24 protein-coding genes and 1 tRNA gene are annotated in these 23,262 nt (G+C 36.1%); 10 read left to right on the top strand and 15 right to left on the bottom strand.

The genetic code is table 11. The features are described from left to right. Positions 1–312: 312 nt before the first annotated feature. Together psbA and aroC are read left to right on the top strand one after the other, a co-directional pair. Entirely contained in the window at positions 313–1,395 is a 1,083-nt protein-coding gene (gene psbA, locus O5636_RS08100) for a photosystem II q(b) protein (protein ID WP_269622299.1), read from the top strand. Positions 1,396–1,551: 156 nt separating this feature from the next. Next, positions 1,552–2,640, top strand: a complete 1,089-nt coding sequence (gene aroC / locus O5636_RS08105; protein ID WP_269622300.1) for a chorismate synthase — start codon at positions 1,552–1,554, stop codon at positions 2,638–2,640. A gap of 47 nt (positions 2,641–2,687) precedes the next feature. On the opposite strand, the gene O5636_RS08110 is transcribed toward aroC, so the two are convergent. The 6 genes from O5636_RS08110 to O5636_RS08135 form a co-directional block, all read right to left on the bottom strand. Beyond that, on the bottom strand, positions 2,688–3,338 hold the full coding sequence (locus O5636_RS08110) for a bifunctional 4-hydroxy-2-oxoglutarate aldolase/2-dehydro-3-deoxy-phosphogluconate aldolase (protein ID WP_269622301.1): 651 nt from the start codon (positions 3,336–3,338) through the stop codon (positions 2,688–2,690). Positions 3,339–3,347: 9 nt separating this feature from the next. Continuing rightward, positions 3,348–5,201: an ATP-dependent zinc metalloprotease FtsH gene (gene ftsH, locus O5636_RS08115; protein WP_269622302.1), complete on the bottom strand. Its 1,854-nt coding sequence runs from the start codon at positions 5,199–5,201 to the stop codon at positions 3,348–3,350. Between the two features lie 50 nt (positions 5,202–5,251). Beyond that, a complete protein-coding gene (gene sat, locus O5636_RS08120) occupies positions 5,252–6,424 on the bottom strand; it encodes a sulfate adenylyltransferase (RefSeq protein ID WP_269622303.1) in 1,173 nt (390 codons plus the stop codon). A 132-nt stretch (positions 6,425–6,556) separates the two neighbouring features. After that, entirely contained in the window at positions 6,557–7,348 is a 792-nt protein-coding gene (locus O5636_RS08125) for a photosystem II manganese-stabilizing polypeptide (protein ID WP_269622304.1), read from the bottom strand. Between the two features lie 219 nt (positions 7,349–7,567). Next, complete coding sequence (gene coaBC / locus O5636_RS08130; RefSeq protein ID WP_269622305.1) at positions 7,568–8,839, bottom strand: bifunctional phosphopantothenoylcysteine decarboxylase/phosphopantothenate--cysteine ligase CoaBC; 1,272 nt, start codon at positions 8,837–8,839, stop codon at positions 7,568–7,570. Further along, the gene (locus O5636_RS08135) at positions 8,840–9,079 is read right to left on the bottom strand and encodes a DUF2555 domain-containing protein (protein WP_269622306.1); all 240 of its coding nucleotides are present in this window, start codon (positions 9,077–9,079) and stop codon (positions 8,840–8,842) included. A 253-nt stretch (positions 9,080–9,332) separates the two neighbouring features. Here O5636_RS08135 and O5636_RS08140 point away from each other — a divergent pair, with 253 nt between their 5' ends. After that, positions 9,333–9,533, top strand: coding sequence for a hypothetical protein (locus tag O5636_RS08140; RefSeq protein WP_269622307.1), 201 nt, complete (start codon positions 9,333–9,335; stop codon positions 9,531–9,533). Between the two features lie 112 nt (positions 9,534–9,645). Next, complete coding sequence (locus O5636_RS08145; protein WP_269622308.1) at positions 9,646–9,981, top strand: DUF565 domain-containing protein; 336 nt, start codon at positions 9,646–9,648, stop codon at positions 9,979–9,981. Positions 9,982–9,990: 9 nt separating this feature from the next. On the opposite strand, the gene O5636_RS08150 is transcribed toward O5636_RS08145, so the two are convergent. Together O5636_RS08150 and O5636_RS08155 are read right to left on the bottom strand one after the other, a co-directional pair. Continuing rightward, positions 9,991–11,010 (bottom strand): aspartate carbamoyltransferase catalytic subunit, encoded by a 1,020-nt coding sequence (locus O5636_RS08150; protein WP_269622309.1) that lies wholly within the window; start codon positions 11,008–11,010, stop codon positions 9,991–9,993. After that, on the bottom strand, positions 11,007–11,624 hold the full coding sequence (locus O5636_RS08155) for a DNA-3-methyladenine glycosylase (protein WP_332299719.1): 618 nt from the start codon (positions 11,622–11,624) through the stop codon (positions 11,007–11,009). The genes O5636_RS08150 and O5636_RS08155 overlap by 4 nt, the downstream gene beginning before the upstream one ends. Positions 11,625–11,783: 159 nt before the next feature. Here O5636_RS08155 and O5636_RS08160 point away from each other — a divergent pair, with 159 nt between their 5' ends. Then, positions 11,784–12,530 (top strand): creatininase family protein, encoded by a 747-nt coding sequence (locus tag O5636_RS08160; RefSeq protein ID WP_269622310.1) that lies wholly within the window; start codon positions 11,784–11,786, stop codon positions 12,528–12,530. Then, on the top strand, positions 12,527–12,820 hold the full coding sequence (gatC, locus tag O5636_RS08165) for an Asp-tRNA(Asn)/Glu-tRNA(Gln) amidotransferase subunit GatC (RefSeq protein ID WP_269622311.1): 294 nt from the start codon (positions 12,527–12,529) through the stop codon (positions 12,818–12,820). The genes O5636_RS08160 and gatC overlap by 4 nt, the downstream gene beginning before the upstream one ends. A 1-nt stretch (position 12,821) precedes the next feature. Here the strand turns inward: gatC and crtR are convergent, their stop codons facing one another. Beyond that, the gene (crtR, locus tag O5636_RS08170) at positions 12,822–13,856 is read right to left on the bottom strand and encodes a beta-carotene hydroxylase (RefSeq protein ID WP_269622312.1); all 1,035 of its coding nucleotides are present in this window, start codon (positions 13,854–13,856) and stop codon (positions 12,822–12,824) included. A 62-nt stretch (positions 13,857–13,918) separates the two neighbouring features. Next, a tRNA-Leu gene (locus O5636_RS08175) sits at positions 13,919–14,000 on the bottom strand. A 212-nt stretch (positions 14,001–14,212) separates the two neighbouring features. Here O5636_RS08175 and O5636_RS08180 point away from each other — a divergent pair. Together O5636_RS08180 and ileS are read left to right on the top strand one after the other, a co-directional pair. Further along, a complete protein-coding gene (locus tag O5636_RS08180) occupies positions 14,213–14,809 on the top strand; it encodes a hypothetical protein (RefSeq protein WP_269622313.1) in 597 nt (198 codons plus the stop codon). A 23-nt stretch (positions 14,810–14,832) separates the two neighbouring features. Beyond that, positions 14,833–17,745 carry an isoleucine--tRNA ligase gene (ileS, locus tag O5636_RS08185; RefSeq protein WP_420063767.1) on the top strand — a complete coding sequence of 971 codons (2,913 nt, stop codon included), beginning with the start codon at positions 14,833–14,835 and terminating at the stop codon, positions 17,743–17,745. Between the two features lie 68 nt (positions 17,746–17,813). Here the strand turns inward: ileS and O5636_RS08190 are convergent, their stop codons facing one another. Beyond that, positions 17,814–18,425, bottom strand: a complete 612-nt coding sequence (locus O5636_RS08190; protein ID WP_269622314.1) for a DUF3177 family protein — start codon at positions 18,423–18,425, stop codon at positions 17,814–17,816. 87 nt (positions 18,426–18,512) lie between these two features. On the opposite strand from O5636_RS08190, the gene trmB reads away from it, so the two are divergent. Next, the gene (trmB, locus tag O5636_RS08195) at positions 18,513–19,151 is read left to right on the top strand and encodes a tRNA (guanosine(46)-N7)-methyltransferase TrmB (RefSeq protein WP_269622315.1); all 639 of its coding nucleotides are present in this window, start codon (positions 18,513–18,515) and stop codon (positions 19,149–19,151) included. Between the two features lie 30 nt (positions 19,152–19,181). Here the strand turns inward: trmB and glmM are convergent, their stop codons facing one another. Continuing rightward, the gene (glmM, locus tag O5636_RS08200) at positions 19,182–20,573 is read right to left on the bottom strand and encodes a phosphoglucosamine mutase (protein WP_269622316.1); all 1,392 of its coding nucleotides are present in this window, start codon (positions 20,571–20,573) and stop codon (positions 19,182–19,184) included. Between the two features lie 107 nt (positions 20,574–20,680). Here glmM and O5636_RS08205 point away from each other — a divergent pair, with 107 nt between their 5' ends. After that, complete coding sequence (locus O5636_RS08205) at positions 20,681–21,226, top strand: thioredoxin domain-containing protein (RefSeq protein WP_269622317.1); 546 nt, start codon at positions 20,681–20,683, stop codon at positions 21,224–21,226. A gap of 2 nt (positions 21,227–21,228) precedes the next feature. Here O5636_RS08205 and thyX read toward each other — a convergent pair whose 3' ends face one another. Genes thyX through O5636_RS08220 form a run of 3 tightly spaced genes read right to left on the bottom strand, consistent with a single transcriptional unit; the run spans position 21,229 to position 23,056 of the window. Further along, positions 21,229–21,864 carry an FAD-dependent thymidylate synthase gene (gene thyX / locus O5636_RS08210; protein ID WP_269622318.1) on the bottom strand — a complete coding sequence of 212 codons (636 nt, stop codon included), beginning with the start codon at positions 21,862–21,864 and terminating at the stop codon, positions 21,229–21,231. 2 nt (positions 21,865–21,866) lie between these two features. Continuing rightward, positions 21,867–22,460: a dCTP deaminase gene (gene dcd, locus O5636_RS08215; RefSeq protein ID WP_269622319.1), complete on the bottom strand. Its 594-nt coding sequence runs from the start codon at positions 22,458–22,460 to the stop codon at positions 21,867–21,869. Next, on the bottom strand, positions 22,460–23,056 hold the full coding sequence (locus O5636_RS08220) for a cob(I)yrinic acid a,c-diamide adenosyltransferase (RefSeq protein WP_269622320.1): 597 nt from the start codon (positions 23,054–23,056) through the stop codon (positions 22,460–22,462). The genes dcd and O5636_RS08220 overlap by 1 nt, the downstream gene beginning before the upstream one ends. Positions 23,057–23,262: the final 206 nt, after the last annotated feature.

Below are 23,262 nucleotides of genomic sequence, written 5' to 3' on the forward strand. Positions count from 1 at the left end.
TATATATTTATACTATGCATTCCTTATAGTTTATACCCTACCTACTGAATTTTCAAACTAATTATTATTAATAACTTCTAATTATTAATTTTTAAAAAGATATTTTATAGGAATACCTTTACGTTTAATTCATTGGATTGACTATGGCTTTGTTATTTCAGCTCAAATTACAAAGCCCATTGCAAATAGTTTCTTAATGAAAATCTTTCCTACGTCACTCGCACTATTGCAAATTTTCCATTAAGATCATCCCGGCGGGTTCATATCCGTTCTTACATAATTTTCCCTTTTTGGGATTTTCTTCACGTCCTCATGACCACCATTAGGCAGCAACGTTCATCGTTGCTCAAAGGATGGCCTCAGTTCTGTGAGTGGGTCACATCCACTGACAACCGTATTTATGTCGGTTGGTTCGGTGTTTTGATGATTCCTTGCCTTTTAGCTGCAGCCATATGTTTTGTAGTTGCTTTTATAGCAGCTCCTCCAGTTGATATTGATGGTATTCGCGAGCCTGTAGCAGGATCTTTTATCTATGGAAACAACATCATTTCTGGTGCTGTAGTTCCTTCTAGTAATGCTATAGGTCTTCATTTTTACCCTATTTGGGAAGCTGCGACTCTTGATGAGTGGCTTTATAACGGCGGTCCTTATCAGCTCGTTGTTTTTCACTTCCTTATTGGTATTTGCGGTTGGATGGGCCGTCAATGGGAACTTTCATACCGCCTAGGTATGCGCCCATGGATTTGTGTTGCTTATTCAGCTCCTGTATCTGCAGCTTTTGCAGTATTCCTTGTTTATCCATTTGGTCAGGGTTCTTTCTCTGATGGAATGCCTTTAGGTATATCAGGAACATTTAACTTTATGTTTGTGTTCCAGGCAGAGCACAACATACTTATGCACCCCTTCCATATGGCAGGTGTTGCAGGTATGTTTGGCGGCAGCTTGTTCTCAGCTATGCATGGTTCTTTGGTGACTTCTTCACTAATTCGTGAAACCACCGAGACTGAGTCTCAGAACTATGGTTATAAGTTTGGCCAAGAGGAAGAGACTTATAACATCGTTGCAGCTCATGGCTACTTCGGTCGTTTAATCTTCCAATATGCAAGTTTCAACAATAGCCGCAGTCTTCACTTCTTCTTGGCTATCTTCCCTGTTGTTTGTGTTTGGTTGACTTCTATGGGCATATGCACCATGGCTTTCAACCTCAATGGATTTAACTTTAACCAATCTGTTGTTGATGCAAATGGAAAGGTTGTTCCTACTTGGGGAGATGTTCTTAACCGTGCAAACTTAGGTATGGAAGTTATGCATGAGCGCAATGCTCACAACTTCCCACTTGACCTAGCTGCTGCTGAAACCACTTCTGTGGCTTTAGTTGCTCCTGCTATTGGTTAATAGATATTTCTAATAGGAAAAACTCATTTTAAGAGTTTTTAAACCCCCTTTCTTTGAAAGGGGGTTTTTTTATAATTGAATTGCTGTTAAAAGCCTAATCATTGATTAGGCTTTTTTTAGATTAAGTCCTTTTTGTTTTTGAGGATTAAGGAATTCATGGGAAGTAGTTTTGGAAAGTTATTTAAAGTCACCACATTTGGTGAGTCTCATGGTGGTGGAGTTGGAGTAATTCTGGAAGGTTGCCCTCCAAGAATGGAATTAGATCTTCAGAAAATACAAGAAGAGCTCGATAGAAGAAGACCTGGCCAAAGTAAAATAACTACTCCTAGAAATGAATTAGATAAAGTAGAAATTTTAAGTGGAGTAGTTAATAACAAAACACTAGGAAGCCCTATAGCAATGCTTGTAAGGAATAAGGATCAGCGGCCAAAGGATTATGGAGAAATGAAAGAGATTTTTCGACCTTCTCATGCAGATGGAACTTATCAATTGAAATATGGAATCAATACAGATAGTGGGGGAGGAAGAGCTTCTGCAAGAGAAACTATTGGACGAGTTGCGGCTGGAGCAATAGCTAAGCAAGTGCTCTATAAAGTTAGTAATGTTGAAATACTTGCTTGGGTAAAGCGTATTCACAATATTGAAGCTGATATAAATCATGAGAGAGTGACGATGAAAGATATTGAATCCAACCTCGTACGTTGTCCAAATCAAAGTACCGCTCAATTAATGATAGATAGAATTGAAGAAATTAGTCGAGAAGGAGATTCTTGTGGAGGTGTTATTGAATGTGTTGTTCGGAATATTCCTGGAGGATTGGGAATGCCAGTTTTTGACAAATTAGAGGCTGATCTAGCAAAGGCTTTAATGTCTCTTCCAGCAACTAAAGGCTTTGAAGTTGGCTCTGGATTTAGTGGAACATTCCTTAAAGGGAGTGAACATAATGATCCTTTCTTGCCTTCTCAAGGAAATCGCTTAAAAACAGTTACTAATAATTCTGGAGGAATTCAGGGAGGTATTAGTAATGGCGAACCAATAGTCTTAAGAGTTGGGTTCAAGCCAACAGCAACTATTCGGAAGAGTCAACAAACAATTGATTCAGATGGGAATCCAAGACAGCTTGAAGCAAAAGGTCGTCATGACCCTTGTGTTTTGCCAAGAGCTGTTCCTATGGTAGAGGCAATGGTCGCAATTGTTTTGGCAGATCACCTTTTAAGGCAACAAGGCCAGTGCACTTTGTGGTAATGAATTAAAAACTTGCTGGAAAAATATTGCATATAAGTAGTTATAATTTAAAGATTATTTTCTATAATCCATTTTTTTAGAAGAAGTAAACTGTTTTCTTTTTGAGAGAAACTTCTGCCTAATGCAATAGCGTTACACCCATTTTTTAACCATGCATTTAGATCATTAAGTCTTAAACCTCCTGCTGCTATTACAAATGGAAATGTAGAGAAAGAAGCTTTTATTTGATTTAAATATGATGAGCCTACTAATGTCGCTGGAAAGAGTTTAATAATCTTATGCCCAAAGTTAATTGCTTGATAAATCTCCGAAGGGGTTAAGACACCAGGGATTAATATCTGATCTAATACTTTTGCTTTTTCTTGTAACTCTAGATTCCAACATGGACTCATTGCGTAAGAAAATCCAAGTTGTTTTATTTCATCTAAAGCATTGATATGTGATACAGAGGCTGCTCCAAATGAAAATCCTTGAAATGCTTTGTTAAGTTCTTCTATGAAAAAGCTCCAGTTTTTATGATGAGACCAAGCAATTTCTATATGTTTGATATTTGCATCTCTTAAGCCAGTAATTAATTTAATCACTGGCTTAAGGTCACAATTATCTAGTTCATTTATAGGAATTCTAACAACGATTATTAATGGTTGAGTTGATAAAGAAGAAACTAAGTCAGCTTGTTTTTTAAGCCATATGTTCACTTAATTTATTTAAAGATAATCAGCAACTTTTACTTCGCGCTTTATCAGTAATTCTTGCAAATCTTCTGCATCTACAGTCTCTTTTTGTATAAGCATTGTAGCAAGTTCATCAAGAACTGATCGATTATCTACGAGTGCTTTAGTTGCTCTTTTGTAGGCTATCTCTACCAAACAAGAAACTTCGTCATCTATAGTTGCAGCAGTATCTTCTGAGAAGTCTCTTTCAGCAGCAATATCACGACCAAGAAACATTCCTCCTTGTGATCTTCCTAATGCAACAGGACCAAGCTTTTCACTCATTCCAAAACGAGTAACCATTTGCCGTGCTACTTGGGCAACTTGCTTGAGATCATTTGAAGCACCAGTTGTAACCTCATTTTCTCCATAAACTATTTCTTCAGCAACTCTGCCACCAAGAGCAACAGCCATTTGGTTCTGTAAATAAGATCTTGAGTAAAGACCTGATTCCATTCTTTCTTCACTGGGAGTAAAGAAAGTTAGGCCACCTGCTTGGCCTCTTGGAATAATGGAAATTTTTTGTACAGGATCATAGTCAGGCATTACTGCTCCAACTAATGCATGACCAGCTTCGTGGTAAGCCACCAATTCCTTACGTTTCTTGCTCATTACGCGATCTTTTTTCTCGGGCCCAGCCATTACTCGCTCAATAGCATCACTAATTTCTAAATTGCTTACTTCTGTACCTTCTCTCCTTGCTGCTAGAATAGCTGCTTCATTCAATAAATTAGCCAAATCAGCACCTGTAAAGCCTGGTGTTCGTCTAGCTACTTGGTCCAAATCTACGTCTTGAGATAAGGTTTTTTCTCGTGCATGTACTTTTAGAATTTGCAACCGACCTGAATAATCTGGTCTGTCAACTACAACTTGTCTGTCAAATCGTCCTGGCCTTAGGAGTGCCGAATCAAGAACATCTGGTCTGTTCGTTGCAGCAACTATGATTATCCCAGTATTACCTTCAAAACCATCCATTTCTGTTAGTAATTGATTAAGGGTTTGCTCTCTTTCATCATTTCCTCCACCAAGCCCTGCCCCACGTTGTCGCCCAACTGCGTCAATCTCATCAATAAATACAATACATGGAGCATTCTTTTTAGCTTGTTCAAAAAGATCTCTAACTCTGCTTGCTCCTACACCAACGAACATTTCTACAAATTCAGAACCTGAGATTGAGAAAAATGGTACGGCTGCTTCACCAGCCACTGCTTTTGCTAAGAGAGTTTTACCTGTTCCTGGAGGACCAACAAGGAGGACACCTTTTGGAATCTTTGCCCCAACAGCTGTAAAACGATCAGGATTTTTTAAAAAATCAACAACCTCCGCAAGTTCTAATTTTGCCCCCTCTATTCCAGCTACATCTCCAAATGTAACCTGTGTAGAAGGTTCCATCTGTAAGCGAGCTTTACTCTTGCCAAAGCTCATCGCAGGGTTTCCGCCTCCACCAGATCCTCCTTGAGCTCGTCTAAATAGAAAGAACAAACCACCTAAAAGAAGAATTGGGAAAATTAGACTTCCAGCAGCTTGTTGCCATGGATTTGCTTGTTGAGTAGGTTGAACGGCAATGTCAACATCATGTTCAGTAAGCAGTTGAAGAAGATCTTTGTCTGGAGCAAGATTTACTTCTGCTCGAGTGCCATCAGTTTCAATAATTTGAGCAGTTGAATTATCAGGAGAAATTAATACCCTGCTAACTTGATTTTCTTGAACAGCTTCAATGAAATCGCTATATCTCAGAGTCTCTATACGTTGAGATGTATTGGGTCTGTCAAGGAAAGCAGTACCAACAAAAATTAGGACTACAACCATCAAGGCGTAGAGGGCTATGTTGCGCCAGCGTTTGTTCAAGGTTCGTTTTCTCGTATAGAAGCAATGTTAATAGTATTTTGATCTATCTGTTAGGCATTCCGTAGTACTTCTACCACACTTTTAAAAGCAAACCATTCTGGAATGTCTTCTCCTGCTCTGAGCATTTTCCTGAATTGAGTTCCACTAAGCTTTTTAATGTGTAATTCTTGTTTTTCTGCATGATCTGCAGTTACATATCCTTCTTCTTCTGTAAATACAAGATTAAGGGATGGAACGGTATCCATTTCTAACTCTGGTGCACATTCTTTTGCAAAATTTTGAGCGTCGTAAGGGCCATAAAAATCTTCTCCTGTTAATTGGGATTTACAGCCAGCCATATCACGACCAATTATGAAATGAGAACAACCATAATTTCTTCTAATTATCATATGCTGTAGAGCTTCTCTGGGCCCAGCCATATGCATTGAATAAGGAAGATAAGCCCATTTGATATTTGGGTTTTCTACTTCTTCAGCAAGCTTTTCATATGTCTGAAACCTAATTTCTCCAGGGATATCGTCTTGTTGTGTTGGTCCGCATGTTGGATGAACAAGGACTACGGCTTTTTTGCTGACATTTTCTGCAAAAAGTGCTTGTGTGAAAAGTTCATAATGAGCTCTATGAATAGGATTTCTGCATTGAAAAGCTACTACATCTTGATCTATAGGAAGTTCTTTTCTTACTTCAGCAGGTGTTTTACAAGGAAAGATTCTTGTTGGGAGTTCTAGTCCCTGTAATTTGCCACCTAGATAAAATCGTTTTCTTTCAGTAGCTATCATTTTTACAGCAGGATGCTCTAATGATGTTGTCCCATAACATTTTTTTGCTTCTAGGACTTTGTCTGGTTCCCACTTATCTTCAATGGTAAGTATTGCAAGATCTTGTTTTTTATATTTGAGAAGGATTGTATCTCCTATAGAGATATCTTCACGATCAGTATCCATAACTATAGGCAGACCAAATAATATGCCTGAAACTGTTCTATTCTTATCAACTACTGAATCATAATTTTCTTGATTCATGAATCCTTGAAGAGGAGAAAATCCTCCAATTAAAAGAAGTTCAATATCACAGGCATTTCTTTCTGAACAATTTAAAGATTTAATTTCGGGTGTCTTAATTCCTTCTTGACATTCTATTGGAACCATAAGATTTACTAGCTCCCCACCATATGGTTTTATTACTTCAGATCGTTGATTGCTGAGGGATTGATTAGAGGGCATTACGAAAATTTGTCTGCCCGGAGATTCTCCCAGATAAGCGTCTAAAAAACTAGAGCAGGTATAAAAAAAAAGGAGGCTGCAAATGGCAGCCTCCTTTTTTATTTTGATTAAGCTTGAGCAAATAAGATTTGCTTAAGCTTTGCGTCCATAAAGCTCGCCGATGATTTTTACATCAACGGGATCCTTAGAACCAAGATCATTGTCTGATGGTTGGATTGCTTCAAAAGATCCTGCAAACTCTTGAGTATCAGAGTCAACATTATCTATAGAAAGTGTAATCACACCAGAACCGTCAAGATCTCTTTTGATGTTTTCTTTTGCAAGCTCTTCATCATCACCACCTAGGGCAACAAGACCTTGTGCATATTCAACACCAGTGTCTTTAGCACGACTCTTAGGGTCTAAGAAATCACCTGTGCGGTAGCTAGGTGTGTAGGTAGTGCCTGAGGCTTGAGTGCCTGGGGCTATCGATTTACCTTTGAAATCTACTGCCATTTGCTTAGCAGAGAAAACAAAAGGAAATTCTTCTCCATTGGGAGAAAGAACTGTAATTAATTGAAAATCGATACCACCTTGCTCTTTGAAGGTGCTTCCAGAAACATCACCATAGACTTGTTCAACTGTGGTGTTGTTTCTTGGGCTAATAATTTTTGCTGGTACGAAATCAGCCTTAGCTCTTTTTGATTTAGCAATCTTTACATACACTTCTGTTGGGTGCATGCAGATGTCTGTAAGAGCTCCATCAATGCTGAGTGATCCTTGAGATCCAGCAGATATTGTTGGGCAATCATTTGCTTTGCCGGTATTAACAACATCGGCAAATCTTGCATTACCTCTTTCTCCGGAGGCAGATACACTACTTGGGGCAGCTATGAAGGTGAGACAGAAAGCAAGCACCAGGGCTAGCAGAGGACGAAATCTCATGGATTGGAAGCCAAAGGCTAAATGAATGCGGTGTAAAAACCGCCCTATTACTCAGTTGGGAGCTTACAGGGGGAAATGCTCGTTATGTAGAGCCTTTTGCAGCTCTAAACAACTCGTAGCTTAATTATGCATCAAAAAAATGGCACATTCTCCCGTAAATCATTGCGGCACAAGACTTCTTCCTTTTTAAGGCTTTAAATAGTTTTTTTGATGATGTTGTTAATTGTTGATTGATTTGCTCATTAAAAGACCTTTTATTGAATCTAATAATTGGTGAGCGATAGATAATTTGCAATTTACGGGCATTGCTTTAACACCTCCTTTGCTGTCAAGTAACCAGCCTCCATTTGAATCGGATTCGAATCCTTGGTTTTCCCTGTCAATTGGGTTTGCCATTAAAAGATCACAACACTTTTGATTTTTCTTTGAGATTGCAAGTCTTTTAATTTCATTATCACTTCCTGCTAAAGCAGCAAAGCCAAGGAAAATTTGGTTTTTCTTTTTGTTCTTAATGAGGGTATGCAATAAATCAGGAACTATTTCAAATCGATTTGCAAGTGATTGTAAAAGTTCTTTTTTTTCAATTTTATCTTTGCTGATGTTTGTGCTCTTTATGTCAGCTACTGCTGCTGACATGGCTATAACCTCAGCAGATGGTTGCAAAGATTCGAGCGACTTAAGCATATCCTTAGCACTTCTTACCTCAATGCAATTTAAACCTTCTAAAAATGTTGAGCTCATTTGTAGTGGTCCATGTATTAAATCAACTTTTGCCCCTCTAAATCTCGCGGCTTGACTAAGAAATACGCCCATTTTACCGCTACTTCGATTAGTGAAGAACCTTGCTGAATCAATATCTTCAATTGTTGCTCCTGCACTGATTAAAAGTGTTATATCTTTCAAATCTTTTTTTAGATAACCGGCTTCTTTGATTTGAATGGTTGCACTTTCTATTGCTAATTGAATAAGTTCAACGCTTACCATTCGACCATTTCCTATTCGATCACAAGCTAGTAATCCTTCTGATGGAGGTAATGGGATCAGATTCGGAAAATCTTTTACTTTGTTCCAATTTGCTTTTATCAAAGGGTTATTCCACATACCTGTATTCATTGCAGGCGCTATTATTATTGGTTTTTCTGAAGCCAAGAGAATACTTGTGCTTAAATTTTCTGCTAGTCCATGAACCCATTTAGCAAGAGAAGAAGCGCTTAAAGGAGCAACAACAACAATATCTGCCCATTCTGCAAGAGCGATATGTAATGGTCTTGATTCAGCATGGTCCCATTGGTGTTCATCTTGATAGCATCGATTTCTGCTGATAATTGATAAAGATAGTGGGCTAACTAGCTTTGCTGCACTTTCTGTTACTACGCAACGAACTTCTGCACCTTGCTTAATTAAATTACTAATGAGTAAGGGGGTTTTAATGGCAGCAATGCTCCCTGTAGCTATGATTAAGAGCTTTTTCCCTTTTAATAATTGCTTCATTTAATCTTCATCAAATTGTTCCTGGTCTATTAAATGTAAATAGTCAAGAGTTAACTCTGGTCTATGGATGGCCAGTGCTCTTAAAAGATGCCAGTCATTTAAACCTGCAAAAGGATTTATATAATCGTCTTGTTCAAGCCTTTCGGCTAGAACTGCCGTCGATTCTTCATCAAAATCCAGCAGGATTTCTGTGGTTATTCTTTGGTTTTTTGCGTTTGAAATAGTATGGGTGTCTTCCATAGTTTTTATTTCTTGTCTTTAAGCAATAATTGCGGAGCAATCCTTTGGTTGAAAGGAATAATTACTCTACGTATGAAACTTTTCTTAAATATCATAAAAGATTGAGCCTTTCTAATTGAAAGAAAGTTCTAAATGTAAAAAAATAATTTGATATAGAGTTTATATTTTATGTGCAATTCCTTGGTTGCTTTTGCCAGAATTCATATAAGGAGTTAAAAAACCTATTAAGTTAATGTTAAAAGGAATTTGATTTATGTCTCAATCAAAAAGAGAACAAGTTGTTAGCCATCTTAGATATGTGAGGCAGGAACTTCGAGAAATGCATCAAGGAGTACTTGATGATGGCTTGCTTCCAGAGCCAGGAGAGATTCGAGGTGTTATGGCTCAAATGGAGGCATTACATGAATTGCTTGAAGGGAAGGCTAAGCCTAAAGCAAAACCTTTAGAAGATTAATAGCTTTAAAGCTGTCTCTAAGAAGAACAAATGCATATTGAATTTTTTCTGTTTATGTTCTACACAAATTATAATCAACTATACTTTTCTTAGGGAATTATTGACATAAAAGATGAAATACCAACCCACAAGTTTAAATCTAAATATTGAGAATTTGATTAGAGTCTTAGAAGTATGGGCGTATAATCCATGGCGTAGATATTCTTTATTTTTAATTATTTTCTTTTCTGCTTTTTTATTAGGAAGCTCAATTGGAATGATTAATGGTGTTCTCGCTTTAATGGACCCTATAGGTGCATTCTTTACAGTTTTATTTATTGAATTCCTTATTAGAATTAGAAGAGTGGCTGTTCGTAAAAAAGAATTTTCTCTTTCATTTAAAATAATTGATATTTTTAGAATGGGATTTGTGTATGGACTTTTTATGGAAGGATTTAAATTACTTTGAAAATTGAGTTTAATTATTTTTTGAGGCAGCAAGAAGATATAAAAGTGCCATTCGAACAGGGATGCTATTAGAGACTTGATCTTCCACTAAGCAAATAGACGGATCGTCTAACACTTCACTGCTAATTTCAATCCCTCTATTTACTGGTCCTGGATGTAAAACAGGGACTTTTCGTGGGCAATATTTGAGATTCTCATGATTTATTCCAAATTCCCTGTGATACCTTTCAAGGTTTGTTAAAAGATTTTCACTCATTCTTTCTTTTTGAAGTCGGAGTGTAAAAACTGCATCTACGTCTATCAATGCTTCTTTTAGTGATCTCGATATTGTGATTTCCCCACGATGTTTGATTGGATCTTTTGTTTGTCCAGAAGGGGGCTTTCGTGAAAAATTGATAAAATCTTCAGGTAGCAGAGTATTTGGTCCACAGAGTACAACATTGGCTCCACATGCTGTAAGGGCCCATAAATTTGAACGAGTAACTCTTGAATGAAGAATATCTCCGACAATAGCTATGCGTTTACCTGCAAGATTTTCGGGAGAAGGCTTTTTAGAATTAAAGAAATGAGTCAATGTATACAAATCAAGAAGTGCTTGGCTTGGGTGACTATGGAGCCCATCTCCACCATTCAGTATGGAGACCTGTTTTTGGGTTTTATCGAAAAAATTCGCAATTTGCTCAGGTACACCAGCGCTCGCATGACGAACAATGAGAATATCAGCTCCCATTGCTACATAAGTTAGAGCAGTGTCTAGAGGTGTTTCTCCTTTACTTAAAGCGCTAGTAGATGGAGAAAATGATTGAATATCTGCTGATAGACGTTTTGCGGCAAGTTCAAAACTACTTCTGGTTCTTGTACTTGGTTCGAAAAATAAAGTTGTTATTAAGCGTCCTTGCAATGCTGGCAATTTTCTAGAACCAGATTTTGGAAGTAATTTAAATCTATTGGTAAGTTCTAGAACAGTTTTATAGTCTTCAAGAGAGAAGGACGATAAATCTAAAATATGTTTGTGCTTCCAGTTACTCATGGAGCTTTGTGAGGGGTTGGTGTCCAAGCTAAATGCCTAGGAGGAGTCCTGTCTCCTTTAGATCTTTTGCTTACACTTCGACTAGTTTTTAAATACCATCTCCAAGGTAAATCTTTGCCCTTTGAAATTCCTATTCTTGTTGTTTGAATAATTTCATGCATATTGGTAGCTGATGGGTTTTGACTTAGCCATATACCATTCTCTATTGAGATAGGACAATTGTCATTGCTTCTATTTAATCCAAATCTATTTGCTAATAATCCTGGCCCTGAAGCAATACGTTCATTTTCATTAGGAATTGCTATTGCTCTAAGGAGAACTCCACTAGCCCAATCATCTTTATCTGTAACTATGTTGACACAGTGATAAATGCCATAAGTTAAATAAACATATAAACGTCCAGGCTCTCCAAAAAGAGTTTCATTTTTTGAGTTTCTACTTTTGTAACCATGACATGCTTCTTCTTCTTGGGAATAAGCTTCTGTTTCTACAATTACTCCCCAAAGAAGTCTTTGATTCGATTGTCTTTTAATGAGTAAACAACCAATTAAATCTCTTGCAACAACTTTTGCTGGCCTAGAATAGAAGCAGTTTGGGAGAGGAGAAATAGTTATTTGCTATTAAAGATAAATGGACTAAGTAAATTATTTTTATTTAGAATATATTTCAATTTTATAAAGTCATAAATTAAAATGGATTAAGTTTCATTTTAATTGAAAAACTTTTAATAGTAAAGGATTCATGTTGAAAACCTCTTCTTAATTACTAATTTTATGCGCTTAGATCTTTCTACTTGGCAAGAAGTTGAAGAATATTTAAAAAATTGCAAAGGGATTATTTTGCCTATTGGATCTACTGAACAACATGGACCAACTGGCGCAATAGGAACGGATGCTTTAACTGCGAAATCTATAGCACTTGCGGTGGGGAAAAGAACAGGAGTATATGTTGCTCCTGTTCAGGCATATGGGATGGCTGAGCATCATCTTGGATTCCCAGGGACTATGAGTTTGCAGCCTTCAACTTTACTGCAATTAATTCATGACCTTGTTTTATCTCTTGCTAAAAATGGGTTTGAGAGGATTTTCATTATTAATGGTCATGGAGGAAATATTTCTACAATTAAATCTGCATTTGCCCAGGCCTATAGCACTGCATCAAAATTAGAATTACCAGTGGCTAATTCTTTAAGATGTAAAATTGTTAGTTGGTTCATGACGCCTGAAGTATTAAGAGAAGCTAGATCGTTATATGGAGATAAGGAAGGCCAACATGCCACTCCTAGTGAAATAGCTATTACTCTTTATTTGCATCCCGATTTAATACAAAAGCAATGTAAGCTTCCTCCGCCTGCCAAATCAGGACCTATATATGATAGTCAGGACTTCAAGAGGAGATATCCTGATGGAAGAATGGGGTCAGACCCTTATCTAGCCAAGCCTGAGCATGGCAAAATGTTCCTTGACAAAGCAACTATTGCTTTGAGTACGGATTTAGTAAATTTCCTAAAAGAGTTATGAGTAAAATTACTCCTGAAGATGTTCGCAAGGTTGCTAAACTTGCTCGATTAGAAATTTCTGAAGAAGATGTGAGTATTTATACATCCCAACTTGAGAAGATATTGGAATATGTTGCTCAATTAGATAATATTAATACTGATAATATTCCACCAACAACAAGGGCAGTAGAGGTAGTAAATGTATTGAGGGAAGATACAGTAACTAAAGAAATTGATAGGGAAGAATTGCTTAACTTAGCTCCTGAAAGGGAAGGTGAGTTTTATAAAGTCCCGAAAATACTTTCGGATTGATTTAATTAATTTTTTCTGGTATCACTGCAGTTTTATGTAAGAGGTAAATCCATCTTTTTTTCCATTTTATACCTGGTAGAATTTTGGCTAATGGCCTCATTCTACTTCTACTTTTTTTGTGACTTCTTATTCCTAAAAGAATATCGTATAAGAAATTAAATCCATCTTTTTTAGATTCAAAAATTCCCATTCTTTGAGGTGAGCCTTTGAGGTCTAAGAGTGGTTTAGTTACTTCATAAGCTGATTTATATTCAAACCAAGGAATAGAAGGCCATAAATGATGAACAAGGTGATAATTTTGACCCATTATTAGTATATTCATTAAGCGACTAGGATAAACCCTTGCATTCTTCCATTTGTTGCGCGCTAGGAATGGGCGATGAGGAAGATAATCAAAAAATATTCCTAGTGTTACACCAACCATAAGAGCGGGTCCAAACCATAAGTTATAGACAACATTCATGAAATTAAACTTTATACCAGCCAGTACAATTGTGATAAAAATAGCCCGCTCAATTCCCCATTGCATGAGTTCATATTTTCGCCAAAGTTTTCTTTGAAAAAAGAAATACTCATGGTAAAAAAATCTTGGAGCAATTAACCATACTGGGCCAAAAGTACTCACTATGTGATCTGGGTCATTTTTTGGATCATTTACATGTGAGTGATGTTGGAGATGAACTCTTGTAAACACTGGGAAGCTAAAGCCTAATAAAATTGCAGCACCATGCCCCATTATTTGATTGATCCACTTATTGGGATGAGCTGCTTTATGACATGCATCGTGAATAACAGTTCCTTCCATATGCAAAGCAAGAAAGGCAAGACCAACTAATAAAGGTAAAGGCCAGACCCCTCTGTACCATTGCCAAATTGCCAAATAAGCTATTGCATAGCCACCTAAAAATAAACCTAATGTAGGGTTGAATTTACCAGGGGGATCTAAATATTCTTGAATTTGCTTTTGCCAAAAAGCTGTTGATTGAAATTTGTTAGATACTTCTTCTTCTTTAGTGACATTTAACCTTTTGTTCATTGTTCTTTTCAAGTGCAAACTCTAAACGAACTCATATTCATACTTTCTATCTTAATAAACAATGCCCACCGGGAGACTTGAACTCCCACGACATAAGTCACTGGTACCTAAAACCAGCGCGTCTACCAATTCCGCCAGATGGGCCAATGGATCTCGGAAATTCTGCTCCCTGATCTTCTATTACTATAGCGGTTGACAAGGCAATTTTTAAGCTTGTTAGATACGTTGGATCTACCTTTTAGATAAAACCAACGTCTTCTAAAGCAATGAGACACTTTTATTTTAAAGGTTTTAATTGCATGTAAGTTTTTATTTTGCGTCCGAACCTAAAGCCATTGCGTCTATAATCCCCTGAGATGGGCTTATTCTCTGATTTTAGACAAAATAGAGACATCTATGGGGCTAAGAAAATTATGTTGGCAGTTCTGATTGGAGATCTTTCAATTGCTTTTGGTTTTGTTGTTCTTTTACTACCGATTTTGATTAAGGAACTTAGTCGACCGAAAGATACTGTGTTAGGCGCTTTAATAATGCTTTTTGGATTGACCTTGATTACAAATCACGAAAGATTTGTTGGATCTCCAATGCTTGTAGTTCTTTTTACATCATTGATAATTTCTAGGCTTTCTTATGAAGTCTCGGTCCAAAGATGGGAGCAGCTTAGTTCTCAAGAAAAGGGAAATTTTAAGTCTTTTAATAAATGGAAAAATAGTTTTCAAGAGAATTTTTCTGCTGTAGGAAAAATGGCTTCTATTTTTGTTGAACTGTTGAAATTTAAAAAGAAGCCAAGTCCAATCCAAAAAAAGTGGGTTCGTCCAGAGAATAAATCAGGAAATGATTTTTCTCAGCTAAAGCAGGTGGGATCTATTGAGGGTAAGATTGAAAAAGAAAAATTATTATCAGATCAGCTCTCAAAGCCAACTTCAGGAAATACTACTTCTGACGCTTCATAATCTTTATTTAATCAAATTTCACCGTGAATCAAGATAAAAAAATGGATGCAGATAATTCTCCTTCTTATAAAGAGACGTTAAACCTCTTACAAACCAATTTTGGTATGCGTGCTAACGCCACTGTTCGTGAGCCAGAACTTCAAAAGTTTTGGGAAGAGAAAGGCATTGATTTTGAACTTGGAATTAATAATGATGGCCCAATTTTTACATTGCATGATGGCCCTCCTTATGCAAATGGTCCTCTTCATATGGGACATGCACTTAATAAGGTTTTAAAGGACATAATCAATAAATTTAAGATTATGAGGGGGTATAAAGTGCGATTTATACCTGGTTGGGACTGTCATGGATTGCCTATTGAATTAAAAGTCCTTCAAACACTTGAAAAAAAAGATCGCGATGTCTTGACCCCATTTAAATTAAGAAAAAAGGCTGCTGCCTATGCGCGCAAACAAATTTCTAACCAAAAAGAGGGCTTTCGTAGATGGGGAATTTGGGGCGATTGGAATAACCCTTATTTAACTCTTGAAAAAGAATATGAATCAGCACAAATTAAATTATTTGGGGAAATGGTCCTTAAAGGTCATATATATAGGGGGCTTAAACCTGTACATTGGAGTCCAAGTTCCAGGACTGCTCTTGCTGAAGCAGAGTTAGAGTATCCAGAAGGCCATACAAGTCCAAGTATATATGTTGCTTTTAATGTAATAAAACTTCCCGATTCTTTGCGCCTGAATCTTGCAGAAGAAGGATTGCAATTACCTATTGATGAAAAAGAATTATGTGCGATCTTAAAAGTTGCCATATGGACAACTACGCCATGGACTTTACCTGCTAATACAGCAGTGGCTTTAAATAAAGATATTGAATATGTTTTTGCTCGAGATATATCTTCAGGACACATTTTAATTTTGGCTGCTGACCTTATAGATTTAGTAAGCAAGGATATTGATCGAGAGTTAGAAGTTTTAGCAGTAGTCAAAGGTTTAAGTCTTGAGGGAGCTATTTATCAACATCCATTATTTAATATAAATAACCCTTTTGTTTTAGGAGATAATTATATTACGACCCAATCTGGTACTGGCATAGTTCATACAGCGCCTGGTCATGGTATTGATGATTTTAAAACAGGAATAAAGTATAATTTACCTATAATTTGTCCTGTAGATCATAGGGGGTTCTTTACTTCTGAGGCAGGTCAGTTTGAGGGCTTAAATGTTCTAAAAGATGCTAACCAATCTATTATCAATGCTTTAACTAAATCAGGCAACTTATTAAAGGAAAAGTCATATCAACATAAGTATCCTTATGATTGGCGAACAAAAAAACCAACAATTTTTCGTGCAACTCAACAATGGTTCGCTTCGGTTAAAGGATTCCGAACTGATGCTTTAAATGCCATTAATAAAGTTGAATGGCTACCTTCAACTGGTAAAAAGAGAATCAAGTCAATGGTCTCTGATAGAGGCGACTGGTGTATTTCTAGACAAAGAACTTGGGGAGTACCTATTCCAGTTTTTTATTCTAAAACAGGCGATGAAGTGCTTTTGAATAAAGATACTTTGAAACATATTTATAATTTAATTCGAATTAATGGTTCTGATATTTGGTGGCAATTAGAAGTATCGGAACTATTGCCTGAATCTTATAAAGATCAAGCTGATAAATGGATAAAAGGAACAGATACTATGGATGTTTGGTTTGACTCAGGATCTAGTTGGGCTGCAGTAACCAAGCAAACTGACAATTTAAATTTTCCTGCAGATTTGTATTTGGAAGGATCAGATCAACATCGTGGTTGGTTTCAATCTTCTTTGCTTACATCAGTAGCAGTTAATCAAAACGCACCCTATTTAAAAGTTTTAACCCATGGCTTTGCTTTAGATGAAAATGGTCGAAAGATGAGTAAGTCATTGGGTAACATTGTGGATCCTTTAGTGATTATTAATGGCGGAAAAAATCAGAAAATAGAGCCTGCTTTTGGCGCAGATGTTCTAAGGTTATGGGTTAGTTCTGTTGATTATTCAGTTGATGTTCCAATAGGTGGAAATATTTTAAAACAATTATCAGATGTTTATAGAAAGGTCAGAAATACTTCTCGTTACCTTTTAGGTAACTTACATGATTTTAATCCATTAAAATATGAAGTGAATATTGAAGAATTACCAATTTTAGATCGCTGGATGTTAAATAGAACAGCTGATGTTATTGATCAAGTCTCAATAGCATTTGAAAAATATGAGTTTTCAAAATTTTTTCAAATTTTACAAAGTTTTTGTGTTGTTGATTTATCTAATTTTTATTTGGATATAGCTAAGGACCGTCTATATGTTAGTGCTCCATCTGATTTCAATAGAAGATCTTGCCAATATGTATTGTCTCAAATAGTAGAAAGCTTATCTGGATTAATTGCACCAGTATTATGTCATATGGCAGAAGATATATGGCAGAACATTCCTTATGAATTAAAAGAAGAATCTGTTTTTCAGCGTGGTTGGCCTAATGCCCCAGAATCCTGGAAAGATGATTCATATAATAAATCAGTAAATTTAATTAGAGAATTAAGAAGTTCAGTTAATCGTGGTCTAGAAGATTGTCGCACAAGACAAAAGTTAGGGTCATCTCTTGAAGCATCAGTTCGAATTCATCCCAATAATCCTTTACTTCAAGAAGCTTTGGATTATTTACAACATAAAGGGAATTTTGAAATTGATAATTTGTCGAATTGGTTAATTGTTTCTAATGTACAAATTGGGGGTGAACCATGGGCTGAAGTATTATTTAACGAAGATAATGATATGGCTATTATTGAGATAGCAAAATCCAGAGGGATCAAATGTGAAAGGTGTTGGCATTATAAAATTGATATTGGTGAGCATAAAGATCACCCAAGGCTATGTAATCGATGTGTAGATATTTTTGAGCGATTAAGTTGAAGTTTTCTTTTTTAAGCTTGTAAGACCAGGTCCAAATTACTTAAATATAAATACTGCAAGCCTTATGTTTAAAATCCTCCAGAAATTCTTCCTTGTTTAGGTAAACGTATAAAGACCCATTGAATTATCCCTACACAATATATAATTAAAGCTAAGTAACCAATAAATGCAGCCATTCCTTCTGTCCAGTTTGCTCCAAAAAGAAAACTGAAGATATTTTTTAACATCACATTTAAATTTGCTGGTGCTTCTTTCCAATAACTACAGATCTTACTTATGTTTCCATTCATACAAGTTAAACTTTGAAATGTTAATGAAGCATATAAACAGCAAAATATACTTAATGACCACCTCCAAACTCTTACAACAAAAGGTAGTGGTTTCCAAGGAGGTAATTCGTTTAGCTCCTCGTTAAGATCTATCCAAAACCAAATAGATATTATCATTAGTAATGGTGATAAAAAAGAAGTCCAATAACCAATAGATCTATTCCCAGTTAAAAGAAGCATGCTGATCACCATCAAACTGGATACTTTCCAATAAATTGATAAAAGTCTGAGAATAGATACTTCTTTTTTGATCGAAGACCATATAAAAAGGACTAATGGTAGGCCGAATGCAAAAGTTGCTCCTAGCCTATAGGTCAACCAAACAAGAATTTGGTATGAAATTTCTGTCAATTTTGAAAGCTTCTCATTTAATTATTATCAACCCTCATCGGCCTTGTTTAGGATGAAAAAAATAAATTCTCAAAAAGCTTCTACATAGTGCGTCAACATGTCAATCCATTGAGCCGTTTCTTTCAGCTAGAAAATGAGTTACCTGGGCCAGTTGAATTATTTGAGAATGGAGATTTGCCAATACATTTAGATATTGGTTGTGCCAGAGGTAGGTTCCTTTTTGACATGGCCTCTTTTTACAGAGGATGGAATTATGTAGGTCTTGAGATTCGAAGGCCTCTTGTTGTGGCTGCAGAAAAAGAACGTCTGGAGTTACAATTAAGAAATTTAAAGTTTTTATTTTGCAATGCAAATGTAAGCCTTGAGAAATGGCTTGCAAAGTTAAATGTTGGTCAATTGAAGAGAGTCTCTATACAATTTCCAGATCCTTGGTATAAAACACGGCACAAAAAACGTAGGCTTTTACAGCCTTCTTTCCTTTCTTTGCTGTCAAGACATTTGGTAGCTGGGTCTGAACTTTTTATTCAAAGTGATGTCTTAAGTATTATGCAAGAAATGGTTCAGGTTATAGATATTAGTCAAAATTTTGATAGCAAACACAATGATGATCAATTAGATATGATCAAAAACCCTTTTAAGTTTTCTACTGAAAGAGAAAGTTATGCTATTAAAAAAGGCTTGGTAATTTATCGTAAATCTTATCGTAGGAATTCTAATGGATTTTGAATAAATATCTTTTTGTCAAATAAAAGATTATTACATTTTTGAGATTTCTTCAGAAGCTGTCTTTGATATTTTATGAGCCCATTCTTCTACTAATTGAGAATCTTGTGATTCTATCATTACCCTAAGTAATGATTCGGTCCCACTTTTTCTAATAAAAATACGACCTTCATTTCCAAGTTCTAACTGTGCTTTCTTTATAATTGACTGAAAGCTTTCTGATTTAGTTGTGAAACTATCTTTGATATGTGGTGCTAAAGGAATATTTATTAACCTTTGTGGATATGGGGTAAAACTTTCATCTAACCAATCTGATAGTTCTATACCTTTCTCATTGCACATATTTGCTAGTTGAAGTGCAGTTAATAATCCATCTCCACACAATCCATTGATTTTTGTAAGAATGTGCCCCGATTGCTCACCTCCAAGACTTGCTTGGGTTTTTAGCATTGTTTCATGAACATATTTATCTCCAACTGCAGTTCTCTCTAAGACTCCACCCCTTTTAACCCAAGCCTTTTCAAACCCTAGATTAGACATCATGGTTGCAACAAGTCTTTGTTTTGGAAGAATTGCTTTTTCTTGAAGATTTGAGCCCCATAAATAAAGTATATGATCCCCATCTAGAACCCGACCCTTCTTATCAATTGCAATTACACGATCAGCATCACCATCAAAAGCAAACCCCATTTGAGAATTAGTTTCCTGAACAGCTTTTTTAATATCGCTAAGATTAGTTGAACCACAATTCACATTGATTTTTCTTCCATTTGGTTGACTATTGATGCAAATTACTTTTGCACCTAAAGCTGTAAATATTTCTTTTCCGCAGGCAGTTGCAGATCCCCAGCAAAGGTCAAGAACAATAGGAATCTTGTTAAGACTATCTATTCTAACTGTGCCGAGGAGACTTTCTTTGTAATCTTTTAGAAGATCATTACGACTGTAAGCATTACCTAAAGTTAAAGTTTCATCAAAAGCAATTCTCTTCTGGAGACTTGCTTCTAGAAATTTTTGTTTATCTGAGCTAATTTTCTCGCCATTCGAGTCGAAAATTTTGATTCCATTATCTTTTGGAGGATTATGGCTTGCTGAGACCATTAGACCACCTGCGGCATCAATGCTTTTAATTAAATGTGGGATTGTTGGAGTTGGACATAGGCCTATTGTGAAAACATCTCTTCCATTTGCCATTAACCCAGCAGATAATTCAGAAACTATTTGCCCGCTGCTTTCTCTTGAATCTTGTCCTATTAGAATCGGCCCTTTTTTCGGGAGCACGTAATGAGTGCAATACCCAACTTCTTTTATAAGATTTCCTTTCAATAAATTTCTAGCTTCTCCACGGATTCCATCTGTACCAAAGAGAAATTCATTTCCTGTCTCTTGGTTTCTGCCAACAGGATGCAATGCATTGTTGGTCATGGAAAACAAATAATAATTTTTAACTAAAAACAAACATTAGCTCAAATAGAAACATTTTCCTTACAATTCCTTCTGAAAATGTCAAAGTAATTGTAAAACGCTGTTTTGTGGAAAGCACTCCCTTAGTAAAATTAAGTAAGGTTCAAAGGATTTCCTTACTAATAGCTTCTTTTTTGCTGGCAATATTACTTTTCGTTTTAAGGCTGTCTTTTGCTCCAACAAATTCGCTTGAAAAGCTTGCTCGAAACTCATTAGAACCAGAAATTGCATTGAGTAATGGTAGACCCACAATTATTGAGTTTTATGCAGATTGGTGTGAAGCCTGTCAGGAAATGGCGCCTACAATAATTAGCTTAAAAGAACAAAATCATGATGAAATCAATATTGTTTTATTAAATGTTGACAATGAAAGATGGTTAGACTTAATTGAAAAATATAAAGTAACTGGAATTCCTCAGCTTGATTTTTTTGATGAGTTAGGTGCTTTTAAAGGTGAATCAATAGGTTTAAAAAGTATTCACCAATTAGAGCAAATAGCTTACTCTTTATTAAATAACAAACCTTTACCTGAATTCCCAGGAGTTCGTTCTGATATTAGTTCCTTTACACCTTATCTTAAGAATAATAATATTAGTCCTCGAAGTCATAGTTAAACTTAGTGCCAATTAAGAGCTTTAGATACTGTTGGGAATTCTAGGCAGAACTTTTCTTTGCATTGCTGTGCTATCAGTAAATGTTCCTTTTGTGTACCATTGCCACACCTTAGATTTATATAATGAATCCATGATCTACATGATCCTGTCATGTAAATCCTTGTCGGGGTTGCTATCGGAAGAACAAACCTTGCGCATTCTTTAGCGATTCCTTTGTCTAACATTTCTTGATAAAGCTTTAGAGAATTCTCAAATTGAACTGTTATTTTTTCATTAAAGTAATTAGAAACATCTTTGGGTAAATCAGATATTGAATTTTGCCTATTTTTATTATCTTGTCTGCGCAGTTCTGGGACAGGTATCTCTCCAAGTTGTGTACTATCTGCATATCTTTGTGAGAATTCTTGGAATGTAAAAGATCTATGACGGAGGATTTGAGCAGCAATGCCTCTATTGGTTTCTATTTGCAGGGTCATATAGGCTTGCTCGAAAACACTCCAGTGTTGATTAGTGATGCAATATTGAAGAAGCTTCTTAAAATCTTCATTTTCTTGATTTTTAGGGTTACTTACTCTGGCAATGTATGCCATTGTTTTTTCCCCATCTGGAGTGGCCGTAACCAGATGAACTTGATTCATGGTTAGATTTTTGCAAGTGTTACTTTTTCAGGTTGGTTTTGATATTTGCCTTTGCGATCGCTATAAGTAGTTTCGCAAGGGTCTCCTTCAAAAAACAATAATTGGCAGATACCTTCGTTTGCATATATTCTGCAATCCGCGCCTGAACTATTGCTGAACTCTAGAGTTAAGTGACCTTCCCAGCTGGCTTCAGCTGGTGTTGTATTTACAATTATCCCTAACCTTGCATAGGTGCTTTTCCCTAAACATATGACTGTAATGTTTGAAGGAACTCTCATTTTTTCTAATGCAACGCCTAGTCCATATGAATGTGCTGGAAGAATAAAGTAATCTCCATCTTCATCCTTATGAAGAGTAGTTTTTTCTAAGTTTTCAGAATTAAATTTTTTGGGATTCATCACTGTCCCAGGTACATGACGAAAAATTAGAAACTCTTTGGGAGAAAGCCTTAAATCGTATCCATATGAAGAACATCCAAAACTTAGTACGGGTTTTTGTTTGGAGTTAGGTTCAAGATGTCTAACAAGATTTGTTTGAAAAGGATTAAGCATGCCTGCTTTGGCTTGCTCAATAATCCATTTATCATTTTTAAGCATTATTTTGAAATCCTCAATTGAGTAATTTGATCAGCCATAGAGAAAACTTTAGTAGGAATTGATGGTCCTGTAAGAATTACATCTATGGAGTCATTTCGGTTTTCTAATGCATTGATTAATTCATCTTCGGGAATAAACCCTAATTGAATTGCTATTCCAATTTCATCAAGAACTAGTTTATTTATTGAATTAAAGGTCAATTTTTCTTTACAGATTTCCCAAACTTCTTGTATTGCCTCTTTGTTTTTCAATGATTCTTTTGAACTATTGCTTGGATGATTTTGGCTTATGCAACCATGGATGTCTGGCCTCAACCAATTAAGGTTGCCGCAAAGGCTAATGGATTGAGATGGCCCTTGAGCTACTCCCCCTTTTAAAAATTGAGCTATTAAGACTTGACTTCCTAACCCTGCAGATCGAAGTGCTTCACTCATTACCGCAGAAAAACTTCCTCTATAAGGAGCAGAATGAATTTGTAGTTGTCCTTGCGAGGAAATAAGTTGAAGTGGAGGCTTTGATTCAACTGAACTAAGCGGTCTTAATCCATATTGATTCCTTTTCAGTTCTTTATTTATTGAGCTAGGGCTTGCAGTCATGAAGGCGTGAAAAGCAATTGAATAAACTCTTTTTTGAATCTAGCGGTGGTATAAGGGTACACAAGTATTTCGACACTATCCATAGCGTTATGCTTTTGCTATAAAAATTTTTGTTCTTCTTTCTAATTCAAATAATGACTTTTCACGTAATTTCGTTGTTGGATTCCCTTAACTATCAATCAAATAGTCTTTTTTGCTACAAGTCA

Origin of the sequence: Prochlorococcus marinus str. MIT 0918, from assembly GCF_027359415.1 — a bacterium.
GTDB lineage: Bacteria > Cyanobacteriota > Cyanobacteriia > PCC-6307 > Cyanobiaceae > Prochlorococcus_E > Prochlorococcus_E marinus_C.

Bases quoted from the DNA above. Each gene is read 5' to 3' on its own strand.
- glmM (WP_269622316.1), bottom strand. From the start codon at position 20,573: ATGACCAACAATGCATTGCATCCTGTTGGCAGAAACCAAGAGACAGGA.
- psbA (WP_269622299.1), top strand. From the start codon at position 313: ATGACCACCATTAGGCAGCAACGTTCATCGTTGCTCAAAGGATGGCCT.
- crtR (WP_269622312.1), bottom strand. From the start codon at position 13,856: ATGAACAAAAGGTTAAATGTCACTAAAGAAGAAGAAGTATCTAACAAA.
- O5636_RS08140 (WP_269622307.1), top strand. From the start codon at position 9,333: ATGTCTCAATCAAAAAGAGAACAAGTTGTTAGCCATCTTAGATATGTG.
- O5636_RS08180 (WP_269622313.1), top strand. From the start codon at position 14,213: ATGGGCTTATTCTCTGATTTTAGACAAAATAGAGACATCTATGGGGCT.
- coaBC (WP_269622305.1), bottom strand. From the start codon at position 8,839: ATGAAGCAATTATTAAAAGGGAAAAAGCTCTTAATCATAGCTACAGGG.
- O5636_RS08135 (WP_269622306.1), bottom strand. From the start codon at position 9,079: ATGGAAGACACCCATACTATTTCAAACGCAAAAAACCAAAGAATAACC.
- O5636_RS08160 (WP_269622310.1), top strand. From the start codon at position 11,784: ATGCGCTTAGATCTTTCTACTTGGCAAGAAGTTGAAGAATATTTAAAA.
- O5636_RS08220 (WP_269622320.1), bottom strand. From the start codon at position 23,056: ATGACTGCAAGCCCTAGCTCAATAAATAAAGAACTGAAAAGGAATCAA.
- gatC (WP_269622311.1), top strand. From the start codon at position 12,527: ATGAGTAAAATTACTCCTGAAGATGTTCGCAAGGTTGCTAAACTTGCT.
- dcd (WP_269622319.1), bottom strand. From the start codon at position 22,460: ATGCTTAAAAATGATAAATGGATTATTGAGCAAGCCAAAGCAGGCATG.
- thyX (WP_269622318.1), bottom strand. From the start codon at position 21,864: ATGAATCAAGTTCATCTGGTTACGGCCACTCCAGATGGGGAAAAAACA.
- O5636_RS08150 (WP_269622309.1), bottom strand. From the start codon at position 11,010: ATGAGTAACTGGAAGCACAAACATATTTTAGATTTATCGTCCTTCTCT.
- O5636_RS08125 (WP_269622304.1), bottom strand. From the start codon at position 7,348: ATGAGATTTCGTCCTCTGCTAGCCCTGGTGCTTGCTTTCTGTCTCACC.
- O5636_RS08145 (WP_269622308.1), top strand. From the start codon at position 9,646: ATGAAATACCAACCCACAAGTTTAAATCTAAATATTGAGAATTTGATT.
- aroC (WP_269622300.1), top strand. From the start codon at position 1,552: ATGGGAAGTAGTTTTGGAAAGTTATTTAAAGTCACCACATTTGGTGAG.
- sat (WP_269622303.1), bottom strand. From the start codon at position 6,424: ATGCCCTCTAATCAATCCCTCAGCAATCAACGATCTGAAGTAATAAAA.